The organism is Acinetobacter haemolyticus CIP 64.3 = MTCC 9819, assembly GCF_000369065.1.
GTDB lineage: Bacteria > Pseudomonadota > Gammaproteobacteria > Pseudomonadales > Moraxellaceae > Acinetobacter > Acinetobacter haemolyticus.
On record NZ_KB849812.1, the window covers coordinates 315,365 to 341,039 of the forward strand.

The 25,675-nt window shown below is 36.9% G+C and carries 16 protein-coding genes; 3 read left to right on the forward strand and 13 right to left on the reverse strand.

From position 1 onward, the window contains the following. Positions 1-34 precede the first annotated feature (34 nt). Together F927_RS15670 and gabT are read right to left on the reverse strand one after the other, a co-directional pair. Positions 35-1,483 carry an NAD-dependent succinate-semialdehyde dehydrogenase gene (locus F927_RS15670; protein ID WP_005087110.1) on the reverse strand — a complete coding sequence of 483 codons (1,449 nt, stop codon included), beginning with the start codon at positions 1,481-1,483 and terminating at the stop codon, positions 35-37. Next, positions 1,480-2,772 carry a 4-aminobutyrate--2-oxoglutarate transaminase gene (gabT, locus tag F927_RS15675; RefSeq protein WP_005087111.1) on the reverse strand — a complete coding sequence of 431 codons (1,293 nt, stop codon included), beginning with the start codon at positions 2,770-2,772 and terminating at the stop codon, positions 1,480-1,482. Before gabT ends, F927_RS15670 begins: the two co-directional genes overlap by 4 nt. Before the next feature lie 154 nt (positions 2,773-2,926). Between gabT and pdxR the strand changes: the two genes are divergently transcribed. After that, complete coding sequence (gene pdxR / locus F927_RS15680; RefSeq protein WP_005087113.1) at positions 2,927-4,429, forward strand: MocR-like pyridoxine biosynthesis transcription factor PdxR; 1,503 nt, start codon at positions 2,927-2,929, stop codon at positions 4,427-4,429. A gap of 57 nt (positions 4,430-4,486) precedes the next feature. Here the strand turns inward: pdxR and F927_RS15685 are convergent, their stop codons facing one another. The 4 genes from F927_RS15685 to F927_RS15700 form a co-directional block, all read right to left on the reverse strand. Then, entirely contained in the window at positions 4,487-5,920 is a 1,434-nt protein-coding gene (locus F927_RS15685) for an amino acid permease (RefSeq protein ID WP_005087114.1), read from the reverse strand. A 623-nt stretch (positions 5,921-6,543) separates the two neighbouring features. Next, complete coding sequence (locus F927_RS15690) at positions 6,544-7,932, reverse strand: hypothetical protein (RefSeq protein WP_005087116.1); 1,389 nt, start codon at positions 7,930-7,932, stop codon at positions 6,544-6,546. Next, the gene (locus tag F927_RS15695) at positions 7,925-12,970 is read right to left on the reverse strand and encodes an AAA domain-containing protein (RefSeq protein ID WP_005087118.1); all 5,046 of its coding nucleotides are present in this window, start codon (positions 12,968-12,970) and stop codon (positions 7,925-7,927) included. The genes F927_RS15690 and F927_RS15695 overlap by 8 nt, the downstream gene beginning before the upstream one ends. A gap of 453 nt (positions 12,971-13,423) precedes the next feature. Then, a complete protein-coding gene (locus tag F927_RS15700) occupies positions 13,424-13,642 on the reverse strand; it encodes a helix-turn-helix domain-containing protein (protein WP_005087120.1) in 219 nt (72 codons plus the stop codon). A gap of 118 nt (positions 13,643-13,760) precedes the next feature. On the opposite strand from F927_RS15700, the gene F927_RS15705 reads away from it, so the two are divergent. Beyond that, positions 13,761-14,222: a hypothetical protein gene (locus F927_RS15705; protein WP_017394392.1), complete on the forward strand. Its 462-nt coding sequence runs from the start codon at positions 13,761-13,763 to the stop codon at positions 14,220-14,222. 21 nt (positions 14,223-14,243) lie between these two features. On the opposite strand, the gene F927_RS15710 is transcribed toward F927_RS15705, so the two are convergent. Continuing rightward, a complete protein-coding gene (locus F927_RS15710) occupies positions 14,244-17,558 on the reverse strand; it encodes a VPA1262 family protein (RefSeq protein ID WP_005087123.1) in 3,315 nt (1,104 codons plus the stop codon). A gap of 106 nt (positions 17,559-17,664) precedes the next feature. Between F927_RS15710 and F927_RS16955 the strand changes: the two genes are divergently transcribed. Further along, positions 17,665-18,755 (forward strand): IS4-like element ISAba33 family transposase gene (locus F927_RS16955; protein WP_108565324.1). Its coding sequence is split into 2 segments (ribosomal slippage): positions 17,665-18,205 and positions 18,205-18,755, totalling 1,092 coding nucleotides; the frame shifts between segments, so codons are not numbered across the junction. A gap of 91 nt (positions 18,756-18,846) precedes the next feature. On the opposite strand, the gene F927_RS15725 is transcribed toward F927_RS16955, so the two are convergent. The 6 genes from F927_RS15725 to F927_RS15755 all read right to left on the reverse strand — a co-directional run bounded on the left by F927_RS15725 (position 18,847) and on the right by F927_RS15755 (position 25,661). Then, on the reverse strand, positions 18,847-19,263 hold the full coding sequence (locus tag F927_RS15725) for a hypothetical protein (protein ID WP_005087126.1): 417 nt from the start codon (positions 19,261-19,263) through the stop codon (positions 18,847-18,849). After that, positions 19,260-20,957, reverse strand: coding sequence for a hypothetical protein (locus F927_RS15730; RefSeq protein WP_005087129.1), 1,698 nt, complete (start codon positions 20,955-20,957; stop codon positions 19,260-19,262). The genes F927_RS15725 and F927_RS15730 overlap by 4 nt, the downstream gene beginning before the upstream one ends. A 3-nt stretch (positions 20,958-20,960) precedes the next feature. Further along, positions 20,961-22,051, reverse strand: a protein-coding gene (locus F927_RS17145) for an IS4-like element ISAba33 family transposase (protein ID WP_107010211.1) whose coding sequence is annotated in 2 segments (ribosomal slippage) — positions 20,961-21,511 and positions 21,511-22,051 — 1,092 coding nt in all. Because the reading frame shifts where the segments join, the coding sequence is not laid out codon by codon here. A gap of 38 nt (positions 22,052-22,089) precedes the next feature. Then, positions 22,090-22,608: a hypothetical protein gene (locus F927_RS15745; RefSeq protein ID WP_005087131.1), complete on the reverse strand. Its 519-nt coding sequence runs from the start codon at positions 22,606-22,608 to the stop codon at positions 22,090-22,092. Further along, positions 22,605-24,068, reverse strand: coding sequence for a site-specific integrase (locus F927_RS15750; RefSeq protein ID WP_005087132.1), 1,464 nt, complete (start codon positions 24,066-24,068; stop codon positions 22,605-22,607). Before F927_RS15750 ends, F927_RS15745 begins: the two co-directional genes overlap by 4 nt. A gap of 9 nt (positions 24,069-24,077) precedes the next feature. Beyond that, positions 24,078-25,661: an IS66-like element ISAba25 family transposase gene (locus F927_RS15755; RefSeq protein WP_005080957.1), complete on the reverse strand. Its 1,584-nt coding sequence runs from the start codon at positions 25,659-25,661 to the stop codon at positions 24,078-24,080. Positions 25,662-25,675 lie beyond the last annotated feature (14 nt).

The following is a 25,675-nucleotide window of genomic DNA, read 5'->3' on the forward strand; positions in this document are numbered from 1 at the left end:
CTTTAACAAGATTGGATCTTCAGATATCCAAGATCTACTCAGATAGATCCACACAGAGATATTTCATCTCGAGATATTCTTCAATACCAAATTTTGAACCTTCGCGGCCTAGACCTGATTGTTTGACTCCACCGAATGGTGCAACTTCATTTGAAATCGCGCCCGTGTTGATTCCAACCATGCCATATTCAAGCGCTTCGCCAACACGCCATTGACGAGCTGTGCTTTGAGTAAATACATAGGCTGCCAAACCAAACTCAGTGTCATTTGCCATGGCTACGGCTTCGTCTTCAGTTTTGAAACGGAATAACGGCGCAAGTGGACCAAAGGTCTCTTCTTTAGAGACTTTCATGTCTTGGGTGACGTTGGTGAGTACCGTCGGTTCAAAGAAAGTGCCACCGAGTGCTGAACGCTGACCACCAATACGTATTGTCGCGCCTTTTGCAGTCGCATCAGCAATATGTGACTGAACTTTGGCAATCGCATCTTCATCAATCAATGGGCCTTGGGTTGATGTCTCCTTACGACCATCACCGACTTGTAGCTTGGATACTGCTTCGACTAAACGATCTGCCAAGGCATCGTAAATACCATCTTGCACATAAATACGATTCGCACAGACGCAAGTCTGTCCACTATTGCGATATTTGCTCGCCATAATGCCCTGAACCGCTTGATCGAGATTGGCATCATCAAACACCAACACAGGTGCATTACCACCCAATTCGAGCGATAGCTTCTTAATGGTTGGCGCACATTGCTGCATTAAAATGCGTCCCACTTGGGTTGAACCTGTGAAGCTCAGCTTGCGCACAATATCGCTCTCGCACAGGGTTTTGCCGACTTCAATCGCATCACCGCTGATATTTAACAAAATATCAGCAGGCAACCCTGCTTGCAAAGCCAATATTTCCAGTGCATATGCAGTTAAAGGTGTTTGTTCTGCTGGTTTGACCAACATCGAACAACCCGCAGCAATTGCTGGCGCAGCTTTGCGTGTGATCATCGCCGCAGGGAAATTCCACGGCGTAATCGCAGCCGTTACCCCAATCGCTTGTTTAATCACAAGCAAACGTTGATTTGGCAATGTCGGTGTTAAAACCTCACCATCGATACGACGAGCTTGCTCTGCAAACCAACGGATGAATGAAGCCGCGTAACCAATTTCACCTCGTGCTTCAGCCAACGGTTTGCCTTGCTCGGCAGTTAAAATCTGAGCAAGATTTTCTTTATGCTCAAGCATCAACTGATACCACGCCAAAAGCACATCAGCGCGAACTAAAGCAGTTTGCTTTTTCCATACGGCTTGGGCTTGGGCTGAACGCTGAATCGCGGCTTCAACACCTGCACGGTCATAGCTTTTCACCCATGCCAGTGTTTCGCCGGTCGCAGCATCTTTCACTTCGATATCGTTATGCGCGGCAGGCGCAGCGAATGAAATATCGGTGTGCTGTAATAAATACTGCAAATTGTTTTGAATCATGCAGATTGCTCCACTGTTTGTGCACTGTCTGCTGTTAATGCTGCAAAACCTTGTTTTAAAATATCGAGACCTTGACGGAATTGCTCAGCAGGAATGGTTAACGGATATAGGAAACGAATAACATTACCGTATTTACCACAAGTGAGAATCAATAAACCATGTTCCATTGCATAAGTTTGTACTGCTTTTGCTTGCTCCGCTGTTTCTAGCTCGGCAGCGACCATTGAACCCAAAGCACGAATTTGAGTAACAACTTCACCGGAAGCCTGTTGAATTTCTTTTAAAACAGTAACCAACGCTGCACCCAGTTGATTGGCACGCTCACATAAATTTTCTTCTTCGATTGCATCAATCACCGCATGCGCAGCAGCAACCGCGATTGGGCTACCTGCATACGTGCCCCCTAAACCGCCTGGGTTTGGTGCATCCATCACTTCAGCACGCCCCACTACACCTGAGATAGGGAAACCACCACCCAAGCTTTTCGCCATCGTGATCAAATCTGCTTTGGTTTCATAATGATTCATGGCAAATAATTTGCCTGTACGGGCAAAACCAGATTGCACTTCATCTGCAACCAATAAAATACCGTGTTTATCACATAGCACACGTAAGCGCTTTAAGAACTCGGCAGGTACAACGTTAAAACCACCTTCACCTTGTACAGGTTCAAGCACAATTGCCGCGACATCATGTGGGGCAATATCTTCGCTAAAAATATCTTCAACACTTTCAATCGCTGCTGCAACTGAAATACCTTTTTCTGGCACTGGATAACGCGCATGAAATACACCTGCTGGCATCACACCAAAGTCACGCTTATACGGTGCTGTTTTACCAGTCATTGCCATCGTCATAAATGAACGACCATGGAAACCATTGCCAAACGTAATGATACCGTGACGACCGGTATATGAACGTGCAATCTTCACCGCATTTTCAACAGCTTCTGCACCTGTGGTGAAAAATGCCGTTTTCGCTGCACCTGCGATCGGCGCACGTTGATTAATGCGTTCAGCCAAAGCCACATAACTTTCATAAGGTGTCACTTGATAAGCCGTATGGGTAAATTTAGTCAGTTGCTCTGTGACAGCAGCGATCACTTTTGGATGGCGATGACCTGTATTGAGTACCGCAATACCCCCAGCAAAATCGATATATGGTTTACCTTCCTTGTCCCAAATCGTTGCATTTTCAGCTTTTTCTGCATACCACTGACACATCACACCGACACCACGTGGCGTTGCTTGCTGTTTACGTATATTCAGTGCAGAATGTTGAGCGTCCATTTGATTCCCTCATATTTCATCATCAGTTACAGCTTTGGTCTTACATCCTAGGAGTCGATTTTTGGGATGCGATACAATGGCTGCCTATAGCTGTAATTTCGCTCGTCTAATGGCAAGTGACGAGAGCCATTTTTAAACTGTAGGAGAGAGCCAATTGCGTAGCTTACTTGGAGATCATTTACTGCAAAGACTCCAACAAGACACTGAAGGGAAACTACATCAACGTCTTTTCCGTTGTCTGCGTGCTGCAATTATGGATGGTGTGATCCAACCGATGACGCGTCTACCTGCGTCACGTGATTTAGCTAGCGAAATTCATGTCTCTCGAAATACCGTATTGAGTGCTTATGAACAGTTGCAAGCGGAAGGTTATTTAGAAGCACGCACGGGACATGGCACTTGGGTCGCTGAAAAACTGCCTGAAACCTTTTTAAACAGCAGAAATAAAAATAAGAAGGCTGAGATAGCTCATATTGAAAGCTCTTATGCTTTATCACAGCGTGGCTCAAACTTATTGGGTTATGCGGCAGCTTCACCCCATCAATGGGGAGCGTTTGTGCCGGGCGCACCCGATGTGACTGAGTTTCCCCACCATATCTTTAGTCGCATTCAAGCACGTTTGAGTCGTGAACCTGATGTCAATCGACTGATTTATAGCAATGCAGGGGGATGTATTGAGCTCAGGAGCGCATTGGCAGATTATTTAAAAGTCGCACGCTCTGTGCAATGCGATGCGGATCAGATCATTATCACCGAAGGTATTCACCAAGCCATTGATTTAGTATCTCGTGCACTCAGCGATATCGGGGATCGTGTTTGGATCGAAGATCCTGCCTATTGGGGCATGCGCAACACGCTCAGGATCAACGGTCTGGATATTCAACCGATGCCTGTCGATGCAGAAGGCATTATTCCTGAAAATAACCCAACCCAGCCACCAAAACTGATCTTTGTTACACCCTCACACCAATATCCATTGGGTTCCCATCTCAGTTTGGATCGACGTCGACAGTTGATTCAGATTGCACGCCAGCACAACAGTTGGATCGTGGAAGATGATTATGACAGTGAATTTCGATTCTCTGGGCAACCTTATCCAGCTCTGCAAGGCTTAGAACATAATGCCCCCGTGTTATATATGGGCACCTTTAGTAAAACCATTTATCCCTCATTGCGGATCGGTTATCTGGTGGTGCCTAAACCACTATTTTCACCCTTACGCATCGTTGCCGCAGAACTCTATCGTGGCGGACATTTATTGGAACAAAAAGCTTTAGCCGAATTTATTCGTGAAGGTCATTATGAAGCGCATATTCGACGTATGCGCCTATTGTATGGCAAACGTCGGGACTATTTGGTGAGCTTGATTCAACGTTATCTAGGTGCTGCGTTTTTACATGAATACGATGAGGCTGCGGGCTTACATCTGGTTTTAAAACTCCCCGATTATTGTGATGATGTCGCGATTGCAGCAACTGCGCTGGAACGTGGAGTCAAAGTTCGTCCCCTGTCCCAATACTATATGCAGTCCCATGCTCATGCACAACGCGGTTTGCTCATGGGCTTTGCCTGTGTTAATGAAAAAGACATGGTGATGGCGTTTGGAGTCTTGCTGCAATGTCTACGTGAAGCAAAAGTGCCGACGCTTTCCGCATAAATTCAATAAAAAAAGAACCTCAACATGAGGTTCTTCAATTCGCTTCAACGTTTCGGATTAAAGCGATGGCTTTTCTTGAATCATTTCACTCTGTGCGTTCTTTCCCCAGTTGAATTTCTGAACCAGAAAACCTACTGCCACAATGAATAAGGCCAATAATGAAGTATAGGTCACTTCTTTAAAATATGTGCCTTCAATCAACATGGTAATGATCGAACCAATGATCGCAAAAATCACCAGATAAGTCAGCCAAGGAAATAGCCACATTTTAAAATCAATTTTAGCCCCTTCAGCTTCAAGTTTTTTACGCATCCGTAGCTGTGAAAACGCAATGGTCAAATACACATACAACGCTGCCGTACCCGTTGCCAGCATGAAAATGTCATAGACATTCATACTCTCTGTGGCGGTCAAAAAAGTTGCGAACAAGGCAAATAAACATGATGCAATTACACCAATGCCCGGACTGCCTTTTTTATTTAAATAACCAAAACTTTTGGGTGCATCACCGCGTTTAGATAATGAAAATAGCATCCGTGAACAGGTATACAAGGCGGAGTTAAAGCAGCTACACACCGAAGTCAGCACCACGAAACTCACAATATGACGTGCTTCTGGGACGCCCAAGGCACTCAAAGTTACACTATAGGTTCCCCATGTCGGGTCTTTTAACAACGGGTTGTTATAGGGAATCAAACATACGGTAATCAACATCGAACCCACATAGAACAGCATAATTCGCCATACAATCGAGTTGGATGCTTTGCGGATTTCCTTAGATGGATTTTTAGACTCTGCAGCGGCAACGGTGACGATTTCAGCTCCGATATAGGCAAACATCACCCCAAGTAAAGCGGTAATCACAGAGGAAAAACCATTGGGCATAAAACCTTGTGCAGTGAGATTGCCCACACCTGCGGCAGATCCCTCTCCCCAAGGCCAGAGGTGCATAATGGCTAAACTACCGATCACTAAAAAGATCACAATCGCAATGACTTTAATCAATGCAAACCAAAATTCAAACTCACCATAATTCTTAACGTTTTGTAAGTTGATCCAAACCAGTGACCCAATCACCAACAGCATATAGCCCCAAATGGGAATAAAGGGAAACCAGTTGTTCAAGATTTTGCCTGCAACATAGGCCTCCCATCCCATGAGTAATGCCCATGAACACCAATATAACCAACCAATGGTAAATCCCGCCCAGCGACCAATGGCACGGTCAGCATAAGTTGAAAAGGAGCCACTGTCAGGGTTTTGAACCGCCATTTCCCCTAACATACGCATAATAAATAAAACCAGTAACCCACCTAGGGCATAAGCCAAAACAGCCGCAGGTCCAGCGGAGTAAATCACATTGCCCGAACCGATAAATAATGATCCACCAATCACGCCTGCAATAGAGATCATGGTCAAATGTCGTGATTGCAATCCATGTTTTAAATTTTGGGAGAGATTGGCTTCAGAACCGTGTTGATGTGCTGCCATATCATTTTCCTTAACCTATTGGGGATATTTGCAACCTGAGAATTGTTCATCTCAATGCCCCATATATCCCTAAAAATGGTGTTGTTCAAACCTGCTCTCCTCAAATAAAAGAAAGGACGAATGAACAACGCTTCCGTATGCATACTTGCTATGGCTTTAATTTGTCGTTTTGACTCTGAAGAAACGAGAGCCATTTTTAGAATAAAAGAGAGAGCCAATTGTAAAAATTATGCACAATTTTGGCGAGTTTTATGATCAACTTGGTCTGAGTCGCGATCAGTGAATGATCTTTTTAGGAGAATTTATATAAGGAATAAAGTTGTTGTCGTGGCATAACAAAAGCCCCTTTTCAATCGCTGAAAAGGGGCTTTTTGAGAAACTTGTTCAGTGAATCTTACAAGTTAGAACGGTTAACCATATAATAAATAAAAAATAAATATTATTTTTAATAAAATTCAATAATTTATATAATAAAAAATCAAACTTTTAATTTAAAAATTTAATTTATATGTTTTTTCTCTTAAACTCATTTATAAATACAATAAAAAGAGCTAGTAATAACTAGCTCTTATTTAAAAAATAAAGATCTGAATAAAGACAAGAATGATGTAACTCTTCACCCATTAACCATTTTTCTTAAACATTGGTCCAAAGCTAATTCCATTTTCATCTTTTGGACGCTGCCAAGCATCAAATAAACTAACCAAACTACTGACCAGAGTACTATCGTAGCTAATTGACCCGATTGGGAATGATGTTAAGTAATCTGCTTCCGAATCCAACACATGTAGAAGTATCACAGCAAATTCGTTTTCAACTACAATTAATTCAAAATTACCATCAAGCAAACCTTCTTTAATGCCATAAAAATATTTTTGATGATCTTTTCCAATAATCTTTCGGTAATTTTGTACGGAAACACGATCTCGCTCATCTGACATCGGTAAGAAACACTTTAGCTGTATTTCATCATTTTGTTTATTTTTAAGTTGCCCTAAAGCATTGACAAATGTATTGAATCTAAGAGATTTACCCCAAAATGCATCATCTGGAGCTAACCAATAAATATTCTTTATAGGACGATTCTTCGCAAGAACATCTTTGATCTTATTCAATATCAGCTTTGCATTACCTTGGCTATAACAAGGTCCAATAAACAAGTGATTTCCATCATTTGCTTTTTTCTCTATAGGATTTAAGCTATCGAATAATGCGACTGGTGCCAAAAAACGACCATCTTTAAAATATTGGTGCAAATTTAATTGTTCAAAGCCCTCAAGGTTCTTCACGATATCTCGAATATTATTCCCTTTCTTACTCTGCCCTAATACTTGATAAGTCTTATCTTTAAGCTCATCGCTCATAATAGAGTCCAAAACCTTTATAGGTTGTGGATCCGCTTGAGCATCTATATAAAGGTCTAGCGATTTACGTACAGTGCATTCCCGAACCTTCTTTACAGTTCCCATTTTGTAGATGGCTGGTCTACCATCCATTTTTTTTAGGGTGATAATGTCATCTTCAATGAGTTGATAAAATTGCTTCTGAAATCTATCTCGAACAATACTTTCACTATTTGCTGCATGTTCACTTGAAGCGATTAGTTTTAAGCCGTACATATTAGTATCAGGATTCTGAGCTATATAATTAAAATTAGTAAGCTCATAAACTAGACCATGTGTATGTTCCAAGATTGAAGCAATCTTAGGTATAGAGTCCACAGTTGTAAAGTATTTCATTGATTTGTTCGTTAAATGAAATAACCCATCTTGTTTAAGCTCAATCTCGTTATTTGTAATCAGTTGATCTAAAACTATCCGTGACTCTCTTTGATTCATCGCCAAAAAGTTTGCAATGTTTTTGACCGACATTGGGCTGATACGCAGTAAACGCATAATCATTGAATCAATAAATTTTGGCATTTGGCTTGATGTATAACTGAATTTTATTTCAAACTTCTGTGCCGGAATCAAAATATCAACATCATGATATGGGATGCTGTAATTACTCATGACTGATACCTCGACTTGTCTCTGTTTTGATATTTGCATTTAGTTTGAATTCATTTTTTCCATCAGCAATATATTGGTAACGTGTCCTATCGCTTGAATACCCCTTAATATAGTTAAGCACCTCTCCAAGCGGTGATTCTTGATGTTTTGGCATACTCCATAAACGTGAAGCACCAAAAATAACTAAACGATCCATTGCCCTAGATAATGCAACATTAATTCGGTTTGGCATGTTCATGAATCCAATTTTGTTATCTGGGCTATTTCGGGTTACAGACAGAATGATGATTCTATTCTCTTTCCCCTGATAACTATCAACAGTATCAATTTTTACTAATGACCTAAAATCTTCATTCCAAGCTTTGGAATTGAACTGTTTGCGTAAATAACGCTTTTGTTCACCATACATACATATAATGCCAATCGGAGGCTCATTAGGCTTAGATCGTTCTTTTAACTCTTTTAGTAACTCCTCATCTGTATGAATTTTTTCTAATAAATCAATAATTTTACGAGCTTCATGCTTGTTAAAGAAGGTTGTTCCAACACCATCACTAAATTTTTTAGACGTATCGACCCATGTGACAGTAGAGCGTAATTCTTGAACCGAACAATGCTGGTATATATTTGGTACGACTCGAACCATTTTCTCTTGGTAAGGCTTACCTAGAGGCTCAATAACACCTGTTACTAATTCCTTTTCATAGAAACACGCAGAAACCATTTCTCCAATTGCTGGAGCCATACGATATTGAACTAATAATTTACCCTGTACAGCCTTACCATATGGCGAATTAAATAATCGTTCAAAATCACTTTTTAAGTTCGCTTCAATACGGTTTTTTGTAAATCCTAACTTTCGACCAAGGGCTTTAGCATGTTCAGGTGAATATAATGGAGGTAATTGTTTATGATCTCCAACTAATAAAATGCGTTTAGCAGATTGCATTGCAATAGCTAATTCTGATGAAATTGACCTCGCAGACTCATCAATAATGACCCAATCGAATGATTGGTTCGCAATATCAATAGAGTGATGTCCTATACCTACACAGGTACCGCAGATAAATTGTCTAGTTTTAGAAAGGTATGTTTCGTAATTAGCATTTGGACTATCAATCAGCTGATCATAATCAAAAGCAATTTGCACTAGGGCTTTAGCGTTATTTGCAGCCTTACCTTGAACCTCAAAAGCCTCATCCAGCATCTCCCATATTTGATTTTCTCGATCTAGGATCTGACGACTATTCCATCCTAATAATGAAGTATGCAATTCCTTTGAATAATTTTTAAGTCTTTCGATAAGCTTCGTTGACAGGTTATTCCATTCAGCTTTGGAGATTAATTGATTAGCTTCTAAGTCTGTTGATACCCACATTCTAGATAAGTGGCCAAACAAATGTACTTTTAAAAACAAAGCACATGCCAAATAATCTCTGTCAACGCCTATCGACTGACTCAAAGAAAGAACTCGATCCTCCATTTCTGTTAAGAATAGATTGCGATGTGTCGATATGATAGAATCAGAAAACACATCTTTTAGATTATTCGATACGGCATTCTCTCTGTTACTGAAACGTACAATCTCTAAAGGCGTATTTAGTCGGTGTGAGTGTTTTCTTATGCGTTCAGCAGCAGTATTAACAGCTTCATGTGATTGACTGACCATCAATACATTATTGACGTTTTGTTTTTCAAAAAGAAAGTGAACAAATGCTGCAATAAATTCAGTTTTACCTGTTCCTGGAGGACCTTGTAGAATTGAAACAGGCCCGTAGTTTATTAATTTTCGGAAAGCTTCTCGTTGAAGATTGTTCAGACTGACAATGGCTTCACCTTGCTCATTACATTGATCATATCTCTCGAAGTCCTTATCAGTGACTGTAATATCATAGTGAGTCGGTCTAATCTCTGAATTAGGCTCGAAATATTCTACCAAGTTTGGAATATCTGATTGTCTTCTTAGAATTTGCTCTAAAGCATTTTTTCTTTTCAAGAATGAAGATTTATCAGCTTTTGTTCTTAAATATAGGACTTCGCCAACCTTAATTTTATCGGCGTGTTTAACACCCTTAACTCTTAACTCACCAGCAAGTGAGTTCTGAATATCAATATCACCTACTCGAAACTCTCTATCTTCCCCATTAAAATCAATAGTCTTGTAAATGAGGCTTATAAGTGAATCTTTAGGAAACTTATCTAATACATCATTGTCATCTTCATATCTTGCAATATAAATTTTACTATCAACCAAATGTAATGGTTGTGACAAGACGATATACGGTAATGCCTCAGTCTCAGTCTCTAAAATTGCCTTCCATAGCTTCTTAGTATCAATATTTAGAGCAGCTAGTTTCTGAATATCATTGCTTAAATTGTCATCTCTAGATTTTGATGAATGTTCTACTGAGAGTTGATTATCTTGCGTAAGTAATTGTTGACTAGCCATCAAGTCATCAAACGAATCTAAATTGTTACTTACATCAATACTCTCATCTTGATCGTTCGTTTGCTCTTGAAGGACATCATTAATAGCTGTTGAAAACTCATCAATTTTAAAAAGAAATTCCGCTAGTTCGATATATTCAGGTTTACCGATAGAATGTCTAATATCAAGAGCCACATTTATTTCAAGCATAGCCTGATCTATAACGTAATGTGGAACAACATCTGACTCACGCACTCCCATTACAAAGCGTATAGTCTTACTATTCGGATCTAGAATAAACTGTATTGAGCCCCCAATACCTTGCATCTTAACAATAATATCATTTGCGTTACGTCCCTTTTCTAATGCTACATAGATACGTTTATTGTCTGCAAAAATTTTAAGCTCTGTAAACTTATCAGGCACAGGAATGCGAAGTGTCAGAGTATCGCCATAGATTTGTTCAGTTTCAATACTTTCTAATAAGCGGTTTAGATCGCCTAAAGGATATTCTGATTCTTTAAGTTCTATATTTACAGCATCGCTAACCCATTTGAATTCTAAACTATCACTTCCTATTTCAAATCCAAGAATTTCACACACCAACACCATAATTGCATAATTTTGGCACTGTTCACTTGTGGGATTATCAATGTAGGATGGATAATACGTACTTTCGTGATCTAGATATTCATCAATATCAATGATGTCATTAAAAATAAAGCTGTTATCATCTAGATTGAATAAGACGCTTTTTGGGTTAATTCTTCCGATTGGCAAACCTAACTTGTGTAGATGGATGATGGCCTCAATCAAATTAGCTGCCAACAATAATCTTGATTCTTTCGTAGTTTCAATTTGATCAACAGTTATACCTTCAACAAAATTGCTAACTAGAAATAAAGATCTTGATTTTGATGAAATACCAAATCTCTCTATGATTGGTAAATATGATAAATTCTGGGAATTAGCTTCCTTAATACGCTCAAAAAAGTGCTGATATTTTAAAATATCGCTAGATGAAAATTCATTTACATGAACATCAGCCCATTCTTTAACACATAAATTACCTGAACGATATAAGATAATATCGTTCTTTTCATCTTCATAAATTTCATCATCTTCAGGATATAATCTATTTAGTCTTTCTGAAGTGATATATTCATTTAAACATGAAATATCGGCTATAAAGTCTACGGCTTGAACAGGTCGTTTTGCATTGAACTCTCTAAACAATTGGCTAGCATCATCTATTTCAAGATTGATAGCCTTTCTCACTAAGTTTGCTAACCAATGGTCACTATTAACACATATATTATTTAGAGCTTTTGGGGTCAAACGAATATTAGACCACAAATGCCATGCGATAACCCCTAACATATAGACGTCTTTTTTAAACGCTTGTACATTAGCAATTTTTGATTCTTCCCCATCAGCAAAAAATACTAAATCAGGTTGTAAATCACGAATATTATTAGCTATATTTTTTGAATCTGATGTTAAAAAATGTGAAATAGCCACATCTTTTTCAGGCGATATCCAAATACAATGCGAATTAATATCTCCATGTGATATACCTAGGTTATGCATCTCAGAAAACTTGCTGAGTAAAATCTGAATTAGATTTAACTTATCTTCTTCATTCAAATTCGGGCAAATCGTAGTAATAAAATCATTAAATCTAAGATGACTTTGACGATACTCAACCAACTCATTGTACTGTTGAGTAATTTGCTCTTCATCTGGCATGATTAATGGAACAAGTGCCGTATTATACAAATGGCTGCTTTGTTTAAATTCAGCGCTGATAACTCGTTCATGATTCAACAATGCTGCTCTCATTTTAGGAGATTGAATACTCAATTCCTTAAAATTTGAAAACATCCACTGTCTTATGATTGCTTTGTCGGAGCGTGAAATAGTTGAGGTAGCTTCGTATTCGGTATATAGCTTTTTAGGGTGACTTAGAAGCTCATCATCTTGCTTATATTTTTGAACAATGATTTTTTTAGGTTGTGTCACTTTCTGCATAAAGATTTTATCAATAAGGTCAAAATCTTTATAAAGATGCTGGGCACTTGGATGTGGCTTAAACTCTTTATTAAATGAATGCTTATCGGCGAATTTTAAGAATTTATCAAGGCTAATGACATGATTTTTTTCATCATCGGGCAAATTTGAAAAATTAACCTTGCCACACATTACAACAAAGAAATACACCCTTGGAACAAAACCAGGATTTCCCTGAAATTTATCTTTGAGTCCCTTTAATTTATTGACAAGGATAAATTGTTTTTGGCGTGTCACTGAAACAGGTGATACCCCCATATCACGCTCGTCCATATACCAATTACCATTGGCGGACTTAATCGATTTACCATTCCAGTTTTTCAATTCAATAACTATGAGAACACTGTTAGTAACTAAGATTAAATCAAACTCACCCTCTTTTTTTGAAATCGTATCAACTAAGGTATAGCCAGCATAACCATACCAAGCACTATTTTTTCGCATTTCGTCATCAATACTAAATGCTTCTTGAATTTTGGAGATAGCTTCAGTTTCGTGCTGATGAAGCCCATTTGCTTGGGTTTTAATAATTAAAGACATAAAAAGTTAAATCCATAAAACATAGATATTGAAAATCAAGTCAATAAAAAAATAGGTATTAATAATTAAATCAAAAAAATAATAAATTTTCTGAATTAAATAAATAAAAACATATAGATAATAAAAAAACATAGAAATACGCCATATAAAAAAAATAGATTAAAAAACAAACCCATAAAAATAATAGACGTAAAAATAGAATCTATAATTTTTTAGATTTGCGACTTTTATAAAATTCAGTAATACAGTTATGGGCAAGTGCAATTATGTACGAGCTCAAATTTAGGTAGGTTTTTTTAGTTATCTTTCCTTGGCATTTTCAGCCATCAATAATTTATGTGTAAAAAAATAACCGCATTGAAGAAGTAAGTAAAGTACTATTTTAAAAAATTTAATTTGTACACTAGCGTCTTATATGTGTAAAAAACTTATTCATTAAGTCTTCGACATTATTCAATCAAGAGTTCTAGGGAGTAGATCATATACATCTCTTTCAAGAGCTTTCGCCAAATCATATAGTTTTTCGATTGTAATATTCACTTCACCTCGTTCGATACGCCCCATATAACTACGATCGATACTACAAAGCAGAGCCAATTTTTCCTGAGATATATTTTTCTCTTTTCTGTATTTCCGAACTAATTGTCCAAAAGCGATACTAAGTTCTGACATTTCAATTCAATTGATCAAAAAACAGAACTATCACCATTTAAGGATTATATATCCACGGACTATAATCCTCCTTTTATTATTTTATGCTGTGATGGTTATGTCTATAAGCAATATGCCAATGTTTGAACTTTTTCCACCGCTTTTTAAGAGTAAGCAAATTGAACAATGGACAGCAAATGAGTTTTGGAAACACTTAAAACTTAGTAAAAAAGAACGTAATCGCTTTAATCGACAACGAATGTATCGATTACTGAGAAAGCTAGTAGAAGATGGTTTTTTAACAAAAGAAACCAATTTGGTTAACCCTCGTTTTTCAACATTTTCGGAAACAAGTAAGCTTGATCAATTGAGAGAAATTACAGATACATCTTTAGATTTTATAGAAATGAGCCACTCTAAAGAAGAAACTCAAAAGAAAATCTTAATGTTAGAAAAGCAACTAGAAAGCTTCTCTTTATTAGAAAAGAAATTTCCAAATTCAGCAATTAGGATCAATACTGAAAAAAATAAATGTATTGGAGAGTTAACTAGTCTAAATGCATACAGTGCTGCTTTAAATTGCATCCTAACCTCTATGTAGAGGTTAGGAGAGAAACAAATGCTATACAGCAGAATTAGAAATTGACTCCTGATTACTTAATAAATTTTCAGCCCACTCAGCAAATTTTATTAAATCACTTTCACTATTCCATTCTTCTAATGATCGAATTGTGACAAGCCCATATGAAAATTCCAATAAATTATCAAGTTGCTCATGTTTTTCAATATTAATTTGATTTAGATAGTATCTACATAATTTAGTAAATACTGAAATCCACATTGAAATTTTAAGAGCTTCATCCCAACGAGACCAATTAGAAGTGCTAGCAAGTGGTCGTTGAACAATTCTTTTTTGATTTTCAAAAATAGCTTTAACATCATTTAATGAAGATAACTGGAAAGAAAAGCCACTATTTGCCCATAAATATGCAGTAATATTGATTAGATTTCCTTCTCTTTCTGAAGAAAAAATTAATGGTCTATTAGGCTCTTTCAACTCTAATATTTCAATAAAATCTTTAAGCCAAATCTTACAAGCATCATCAAAACCAATACGCTTATTATCCAATAATGGCTGAATAATATCTCTAAATAGCCACAGACCACTCCATGTAAGCTTATGCATGTGGCCTCTTGCAGCATTAATAAAAGTTTCTAAATCTTCATAAGCAATATGCTCTGGAAGTACATTCCATAGCACATCCAATATATTTTTATAAGTATCAGCAAAATCAGTGTTTTCATGATTTCTATTAAGAATCCATGCAATAAACTGAATTTTTTCAGTATATTCAAAATTCGCTAAACTTTTATTAATTTTAGCAAGATCGGAGGATGAAATTATACTCTGCTCCAAAGCATTCCAACCCAACCACCTTAAAAACACAATTTTGCTCGCAAGTAATATCTGTAATTGTTGATTTGAAATAGAATTAAATTCAAGATTGAATGAAATTTCACTAACTATCTGACCAAGCAAAGATAATTCAATTATCTTAGTTGAATTAAAATCTGTAACTAACTCTCTCTCTACTATATCAATGAGTAACTTCGGTTCGTATTGCCATAGACATTTGATTGTATAAAATTCGGCCCAAGTTAAAGCACTATACTTAGTTGATTGGAAAAAATTTCGTACCCATATTGAACTTTGAATTAACTCTACTAGTGTTTTTCTAAAGTAAGTTGGGTCAATTACTGAAACTCCGTTATCATCATTAAGATGATTCCTTTGAAATGAATTTGACAAAAATTTTGAAAGGAATAATAAAAACTTACTTTCAGTCTTCAACTTTTCTAAATTAGAATCACCAGTTGTTGTACGAGCTAATATTTCTCCTATAACTTTCCATGCCTCCTTAAAATCAGCAAGTTCACCATCAATTTGATTTAAACAAAGAAATAGTCCTTCATCTGGTAAATCATGGAATGATTCATTTTGTATCACACCCAATTCATTCATTTTTTTTATTAAGTTATCTCCAAACAAACCTTTTAACACAGGTTTCTGTAGCCATACACTTAATACCTTTCCAGCCAACTCATTATTCAAGAAAGCTAAAGGATCATATATTTTTGTATTTCTAGATATATTTTTTGAATCAAAAAGCATAGTAATAGGACTACTATCGTCTTCTAAATCTGAAGAATTATTTAATCTTTTTATGAGATCAAAAGTATATTGATTAATTCCATAAAGAACATCCGTTGGAATAGGAGTAACTAACAATGGATAATTTTCCGTTGCTTTCTGAAAGGAATTTGATAAATGATAGCCTTCGACTGGTAGTCCGTTATCGTTCATGACCAAAATATATCTGTCATGTAAATAACCATCTTTTAACCCGTAAATTTTAATTTTTTTATTTTGCAGCCTTTTACTATTTTGCTTACAGTTTGCTAATAAATTATCAAGCCCTACTATTACAACATTATCTGTTTTTCTACGCTTTGGTATATTAGGATCCGATGGCTTTGGAAGACTACGAAAAATTGAATATTCAGCACTTTGTGAGGCATACAAAGTTAACAAACCTAATCCAACATCCTCAAAATATGGATCAAAAATAGTAATATGTTTACTTTTATGTTTCGATATTAATTCTTTAAACCATTCAACAAATTGTAATCTCCCCTCACCATCACTTTTGCCCCACTGAAGAAAAAACCTCCCACTTGATTTAGGAGGATTGAGCTTTTGAAATAATGATTTTAAATTCTGATTTTCTTCAACCCATGGATCAATTGCATACTCACTTATACGACTTTCTGAGATATCTGCACTCTTTACTGGATTTAACGCTGCCACTAAACGGTCATTCTTTTTTGAGTTAACCGTTTTTTCAAGCCAATCAAATTTTACAGAATTCGATTGATTACCAATAACTTGCATCCGTAAATTAATTTCTTTAACGTATGTAATTCTCCAACTGCAACATAAGCATCCTTCGGTAGAATCATTCTCCTTAAAACCAAAAATATCAATTTTTGTAGCATCAGTAATTTTGAATATTTTTTCATCTAAATCAAAATAGTATTGAAATATCCCACTTCGATTAGATTGAGCTAAAACAATTTTTGAAAAATAAACCTGGTTATTATTCTCACAACTTAAATGGAACTGAAATTTATCAAAATTAGGAATCTGGCTTGAATTGAACTTAATAATTAACCCTTTATATTTAGTTCTTTCTATAGAAAGTAAATTTTTTTCTTTATCATCTAATGTTGGAAATACCAAAAGTTCGATTTCACCTAATCTATGGATGTCAACGCCATCAAAGTCCATACCTGTATCTTCTTTAAGTCTCTTTAGAACTATTGAAGCAAGATCACGACTATAACTATCATCAAAATAGAATAGTAAACTTTTACTATTATTACTTACAGCAGCACTCAAAGCTCCTGCACTACCATGTGGACTAAGCAGTAAATTAGTCAGATACGAGTCACGATTGACCAGATAACTTACTGGTCTAAAAATTGGATTCTTGTTTATTAGAATTGTATTCCCGTATTGTTTACTCAACTTTTTGGGGATCTTTAAATTTAAAGCTTCACTAATTACATTAATAGATTGACCTGTACAAATCATCCTAAAAAGATCACTACACAGAGAGCTATCTATATATAAATTCAATTGAGTAACACTAGCACGAAAATTCTCGACACTTTTAGAATTATCCTTGTCACTAAAGGACCAAGCGTTATTAAAAAAGCTGTATGGAACCAAACGCCCGTATACTATTCTGTTCTCTACAAGATCATCTTTTTTTATTTGTAGTATCCACAGTTGTAAAGCGCAAGGTTTGCTTTTAAATAAGAATAACCTTTGAAGGCGACTATCTTCTATTAAGTCGCTTAATTGATAAGACATAAGTTACCTTTTATTATATTTAAAATAAAAACAATCTTTGTACACGACAAAAAAAGATAACTCATTGAAATAATGGCATAATACTTGTTTTCTGACGACGAATATGATGACACATTTCAATGAGTTACATCTCATCTTAAACAAATATCTAAAGTGGAACAAGTCACATGCAAAATGTTTTACACTGATTATGCTTGCATTAATTGTAAAACAGACATGTAATCTTTCTTCTGCATCTAAAGCCTTACCCATCAAGTGCTTACCACAATCATTTTATCGACGTATACAACGCTTCTTTGCAGATCAGTATTTCGATTATCGTCAAATTTCTCAGTTAATTTTCAATATATTTTCATTCGATAAAGTCCAATTAACTTTGGATAGAACCAACTGGAAATGGGGAAAACGAGATATCAATATCTTGATGTTAGCCATCGTCTATCGTGGAATAGCGATACCTATTGTTTGGACATTGCTCAATAAACGTGGCAATTCAGATACAAAAGAGCGTATTGCTTTGATTCAACGCTTTATCTCCATTTTTGGTAAAGATCGTATTGTGAATGTGTTCGCAGACAGAGAATTTATCGGTGAGAAATGGTTTACATGGTTAATTGAAAATGACATTCACTTCTGTATACGTGTTAAAAAAACTTTATTGTGACCAATCACTTAGCCAAGAATCATAAAATTAGTGATTTATTTCGTCATCTTCAAGTTGGTCAAACAGAATGTCGTAAACGACGTATTTGGGTTGGTCGAGTGAAACTGTATATTAGTGCGCTACGATTAGAAGATGGAGAGCTTTTACTTGTTGTTTCTCCTATGTTTAATGCTTCTGCTATTCGTGATTATGCATTACGCTGGGAAATCGAAACCTTATTTAGTTGTCTCAAAGGACGTGGATTCAATCTTGAAAATACTCGTTTAACAGACCCTAGACGAGTTAAGAAATTGATAGCAGTGCTAGCTATCGGTTTCTGTTGGTGCTATTTAACAGGTGAATGGCAACATGATCGAAAAAAAGCGATAAAAATAAAGAAGCATGGACGACTTTCAATAAGTTTATTTCGCTACGGTTTGGACTATGTTCAAATGGTTATTCTACGTTTGATTGGTTTTGGAAAAAAAGAAGAATTTAAGAAAGTGCTCGCAATTTTAAGAAAGAAAAAGCCTGATAGAACAAGGGCCCTATGAAATTTGTCGTGTACAGAGAAAAACAATAATAACAATATGCCTATCAAATTAAAATACATTGTAATTCATAGTTTTAGAGAACTATGAAGCTTTATTTTTTAACTAAAGGTCGATCTAAAGTTGCCAAATCCACATTCGGCATCTGAGATAGGTTGTATTGCCACCTTCTGTACTGGTCTACCCATAAACTTTCTTTTTCTTCAAGTAGCTTTTTCAAATGTGAAATTTGGTTTCTTAGCTCTTCATTCTCTTTGATAAGCATATCAATCGTTACATCAGCCATTGAAGCTATAATGGTCGATTTTGCCTCTCTAAGCGTCTTTTTTCGAAGATTAAAAGCTTGTTTTACAGGCTCATAGCTCATTAAGGTAAATTTAGAAATAGAAGGTTTATCTAATGCTCTAGCAACTGACACTGCAAAAAGATCCCAAGTTAACTTACCCGACCATTTATTAAGGATACTTTCGATAACTTTCATTTCTTTGACATCAATGAATTTATGTTTCATAAGCCACCTTGCAATAATGCTAAGAACGAATTCTTTGATTCATTCGCTAATTGTTCAGACATAGGATTCTTTTCGTCTACCGTATTCATTAAATTTTGTTCACCTAATGCAATTTTTGTCAGGCTCACATCTAACTCTTCTGGGATACGAAGTATTAAGCCATCAGGTAATTGATCATCTTCTAGATACTTTAATAATGTCTTAATAATGGCGAGTTTTTTGCCATGGTAAACTAACCAAGCATTTGCACCATGAAAGCCTTCTTGCGTAGCAGCAGCGGCTCGATTAAGTTCATTTTGCACAACATCTTCTAGCTGCTTGAGATGTTCAACATTTTTCGGCAATCCCTTTACACACGCATGTTCTTTACAACTGATACATTCACCTGCTTTAGTACAGGGTGTCATTGTCCAATCATGCTCACAGTATCCATAACCTGAGACTTGTACTGTACCTATTCGATCTTTACGCCCTAGCATTTCAAATGTTACAGGTACATTAACTTTGACAGCTTCCAAAGCGGTTGTACCATCCAAGCTTGCTAATCCTAGCTCTAAAAGCTTTCTAGATTCTGCTTTAAATTCACTCATTGGTCGCAAATCATAAGCACGATTATCTTCAATTCTTGAACGTCCAGCAAACATAGCTAGATCCAGAGAGTCCATCTCACCACGCTCTGCCATCGTGGATAGCCAAACTCTAATTTGATGGGAGGAAATAACTATTTCGCCTCCATCTTCATTTTTAATGCCTAATTCACTGAATAGAGAGTGTGTACCAGGTAATCTCTGATGTATTGCACCTAATGCGTCATTTAAGCGATTTAAATCTGGACATTCAAAACTGTATTGTTTTGATTCAAAATTATTATGAAGTTCATTTTCTCTTATTAAACAGAGTAAATCATAAATCGGCTGATTTACTTCGGGGATCTGAGGCCACTTAGGAAATTTTCTACTGTACTTCTGAACAGTAAATGTAGCTAAATCTCTGTAAGTCAAATGCCTTTTAGCATCCACTAAATTTTCGACCCATTTCTGCTTATATAGCTTTTTAATAGTATTAGTATTAATAGATAGAGTATCTTGACCTACTGACCAATCTGTTAAATTAAATGCAGCAGCAAACTCTGCAACTGTAAGTGGTGCATCTTCATCATGTTCCTTAGATGTTATACAATCATCATGCCGATAAAATTGGCCCGATTTTTCAATAGCCCATTTGGCAGCTTTTCTCGCTGGCTTTCCAATTTCAATCAATCTTTTAACAGCTTCCTTAACTGTAGGAGCTATTAATGGATGAACAGGCTTGGAAATAAAGCCTCCACCTTTTTCTGCCTTCCATCGAATATAAAGGATTGTTGTTTCTTTATCCTCCAACTGCTGAGTTTCTTTATTTTTCACTTTTTCACTATGAGTTTCTTCAAACAAACAATCTACTGTTAAAAAACTCAACTCCCCACCACGACTAGGAGCACACATCAGTAATACAGCTTGAGCTGAATAAAATTTTTGATAAGCTGTTTTTGCCAACCTGAATGCATCAGCTAATGCTGTAATTTCAAAACTTGCTAATAGCCTTTCTTGTTGCCATTTTCTATCTTCTTCTGATGTTCCTTGTGCTTTATTTCCAGGTCGTTTCCACGGATTTGTCCATACAGGAATAGTTATATTAATTTTCTCTGTACACGACAAATTTCATAGGATCCTTGTCCTATCAGGCTTTTTCTTTCTTAAAATTGCTAGCACTTTCTTAAATTCTTCTTTTTTTCCAAAACCAATCAAACGTAGAATAGCCATTTGAACATAGTCCAAACCGTAGCGAAATAAACTTACTGAAAGTCGTCCATGCTTCTTTATTTTTATCGCTTTTTTCCGATCATGTTGCCATTCACCTGTTAAATAGCACCAACAGAAACCGATAGCTAGCACTGCTATCAATTTCTTGACTCGTCTAGGGTCTGTTAAACGAGTATTTTCAAGATTGAATCCACGTCCTTTGAGACAACTAAATAACGTTTCGATTTCCCAGCGTAATGCATAATCACGAATAGCAGAAGCATTAAACATAGGAGAAACAACAAGTAAAAGCTCTCCATCTTCTAATCGTAGCGCACTAATATACAGTTTCACTCGACCAACCCAAATACGTCGTTTACGACATTCAGTTTGACCAACTTGAAGATGACGAAATAAATCACTAATTTTATGATTCTTGGCTAAGTGATTGGTCACAATAAAGTTTTTTTAACACGTATACAGAAGTTAATGTCATTTTCAATTAACCATGTAAACCATTTCTCACCGATAAATTCTCTGTCTGCAAACACATTCACAATACGATCTTTACCAAAAATGGAGATAAAGCGTTGAATCAAAGCAATACGCTCTTTTGTATCTGAATTTCCACGTTTATTGAGCAATGTCCAAACAATAGGTATCGCTATTCCACGATAGACGATGGCTAACATCAAGATATTAATATCTCGTTTTCCCCATTTCCAATTAGTTCTATCCAAAGTTAATTGGACTTTATCGAATGAAAATATATTGAAAATTAACTGAGAAATTTGACGATAATCGAAATACTGATCTGCAAAGAAGCGTTGTATACGTCGATAAAATGATTGTGGTAAGCACTTGATGGGTAAGGCTTTAGATGCAGAAGAAAGATTACATGTCTGTTTTACAATTAATGCAAGCATAATCAGTGTAAAACATTTTGCATGTGACTTGTTCCACTTTAGATATTTGTTTAAGATGAGATGTAACTCATTGAAATGTGTCATCATATTCGTCGTCAGAAAACAAGTATTATGCCATTATTTCAATGAGTTATCTTTTTTTGTCGTGTACAAAGATTAATTTTAAGAAGTCGCAAATCTTCTAAAAATTTTTCCAACATTTGTCCATAACGGTATCTTGAAGATTCAGAACTCCGTTCATAAATCATCTCAGTAATCTTTCTTAATACAATCCCATCAAGTAGTAAAACATCTGCTTTAGAGTAAATAAAGAGTAGTGCATCATGACAAGTCTTTAATACCATCATCATGTTACCGGGATTTGTTGCATTCCATGTTTGGCTATCTCTTACATAAGCTTTAGCAAAATCAACAAAAGGGGGCTCCATCGGAGAACCAGTCTTTCTACCTTTTTCCGCTAAACCAGTAAATTCCATAGATTGAGCACGACCATTAGCTAAATAATGCTTCCAATTTGAGCTACTGAAACCACCTTGATCTTCATAAATAGTTAACTGATTCTTGGCCCGACAAATGAAATCATTTAAGTTCTTTTGACAATCTAATTCATGTTTGGGTACAAATGGAATAACTTCGCTCATGCTCTTATTTCCTCCATTTTAATGCGCTTATCACATGCATCTAAAATGGCTTTTACACGAGATAATTGTAAGTCATAAGATTTTATAACTAATTCGCTAGCACCCTCTTTATGTCGCTGCTCAACCTCTTCTAATAAATCTAAAAACAATTCATCCCAAGGTGCATAAAGTAAAGGTTGAAATTGATCACATAGCAGACATGCTTTCATACCAGCTTGACATGATGGAGAGCCTCCACAATTACCAATCTGTTTATTGTCCCTCTTATAAATTCTGCTAGTAATATCTTGTCCTCGTCTAGCTTCTCTCTCATCCTCGATTAGTCGACCTTCAAATTTAGTAGCTAGGAAAGTCATAGGATCATTCATGTGCTCAAAGATGCGTAAGGCCAATTCATGTGTATGAGCTGTGTAAACTTTCAATTGTTGAGTATCTGAATGATCCATTAAATATGCCATTTGAACTCCCGTGATTCCATGCCGAACCAGGTTTGTTGCACGTGTTCGTCTGCATCGTACTGGAGTGAAGTGAATATAATCTGATGTTCTTTCAGAAATAGCATCACACTTTCGAGATAGACTTGTAGTTAAAATATCAACATCTTTGATTGAAGCATGAAAACAATCAGGTGTTGTCTTCAATTTTTCACGGAATAATTCTACCGAATTGACTACCTTAAACCTATTAACATTGAAAAAAATCGGAAGTTCTTTTAAGTCTTCTTCTGTTAATTTTGGGATGTATTTTCTAGCTATTTGCTTGTTTTGATCAATTAAATTTTTCAGAACCAAATACATATCTTCACTGATATATATTGATCGTGATTCTCCTCTAAACGTACCACCTCTTTGCTTAGCTCTAGGAATTTCAAGCTCGTATTTTAGACCATCAACAACCTTTTTAACTGTTAAATCGACTACTCTTAATGCTCGAATCTGATTTGATCGGCGAGCCGTAGAATAAATTATATATAACCATGCAAATTCTTCTAAACTAATTAGTTCGCTTTTAAATGCATTCCCTGCCCATACTAACAATGATTGTTGTTCAGTTAATGTATATGGACCTGTATAAGGACAATGGTGAGTAACTGCCTTACCTTTAGTATTTCCTGCTAATACAATCTTATCTAAAACCTCTTCAACACCAGTAGTTAATCCATTAAATCCCCAAGAGATCCAATTACGTAATAGAGCACGAATAGTTCCTAACTTATATTCATCCTCTTTTTTCAAACTAGCTTTAAGATTCAAAATCAATTCAGGTGTAATCAGTCCACCCTCATATATATCTGTATCTATTAGGTATCTTCTAAAATAACTCCAACAGTTATTTGTGTAATGAGCTGATACTTCCTCAGCTAATCTCGCAATTGTTAAGCGGAACCCCTTAAGTACTTCAGGATGAATTTTTGTATTTACAATATCCCAGTTTAGTAGTAAGCGTCCGCTGAATCCCATACCTATTTTTTAATTCGATTTAGGTTTCCAGCAGTGCGGCAGCAATTCTTCAATTTGGGTCACTTTGTGTGTCGGTAACCTTTTCAGCACATCACTTAAATAGGCATACGGATCCAAGCCATTCAGCTTTGCTGACTGGATTAAAGTCATGATGTTTGCCGCTCGCTGACCACTGCGCAGCGAACCTGCAAACAGCCAGTTCTTGCGTCCCAACGCCCAGGGACGCATCTGATTCTCTACCCAATTGTTGCATATCGGTAGATTGCCATCATCCAGATAGCGGCTTAAGGCTGGCCAACGCTTCAGAGTGTAATTGATAGCCTTGGCGGTGGGAGAACTCGATGGCACTGTCAGATGATGTTGGTTGAGCCATTCATATAGTTGTTGCATCACTGGTTGACTATGCTGTTGTCGGTATTCGCGGCGGTCTTCCGCTGTACCATCGGTCTTTTTCCTGAGTTCTGCTTCTATCGCATACAGTTTCTGAATCAGCACTAAGGCCTGTTCAGCAACCTGACTTTTCCCAGTTACATGCAGTTCATGGAATTTACGACGTGCATGGGCCATGCACCCCACCTCAATCACCTGGCCTGATTTAAAACGTGCTTTATAACCACTGTAATCATCACAGACTAGATAGCCCTGCCAGCCTTTCAAGAACTCTTCAGCATGCTGGCCTGAACGACTATCCTGAAAGTCATAGATCACCGCCTGAACTGGATTATACTGTGTGGTGGCATAGGCCCAGACATAACCTTTCTTCGGTTTTTTATTATTCTCACCCATCCGCATGATGGTGACCGGTGTTTCATCTGCATGCAGCACCCGCTGTTGCAGCACCACCTCTTTTAAGGCATTGGCCAGAGGTTCCAGTTCTACACCGCAGCGACCTATCCAGTCAGATAAAGTTGATCTAGAAAGATCGATGCCAGCCCGCTGATAGATCAGGCGTTGACGGTACAGCGGCAAATGATCGGCATACTTCGATACCAGCACATGGCTGAGCAATTCAGGTGAAGCAATGCCTTTATCAATCACATAGGCGGGCATCGCTTGCTGAGTTAGAGTGTCACACTGATCACAGACCCATTTACCACGCACATGCTGTTCCTTATAGAACTGTGCCGGTCTGAAATGCAGTTTTTCACTGACATCTTCGCCGATACGACGGAGTTGGCAGCCACAAGCACATTGGGTTGATGCAGGTTCATGCTCAATACGGATGGTGTGTAGATGATCTGGCAGTGGTCGACGTTTAGGTTTATTGGTTTTGGCTTTCTGTGTCGCTGCATTGGTTTTATCTGCATTTAGCCGTTCCAGTTCTAGATCAACCGCGGCAATATCTTCTTCAACCGCTTCATCCCACAGATGGATTTGTTTTGCCGTTAAGTGTTCATTCTTTTGGGCGAATTTGTGCTTTTTAAACAGCGCCAGTTCATGCTCGTATTTTTGATTGAGAATAGAAAGATGTTGAACTTTGGCATCCAATTGTTGGTTTGATTGTGCTAGAGACTGATGCTGCAGCGCCAACTGCCTGGTGAATTCCAGCAGTTGTTCATGGGTCAGTTGGCTTAAGTCAGGCAGCGTATTCATGACCGCAGTATGCC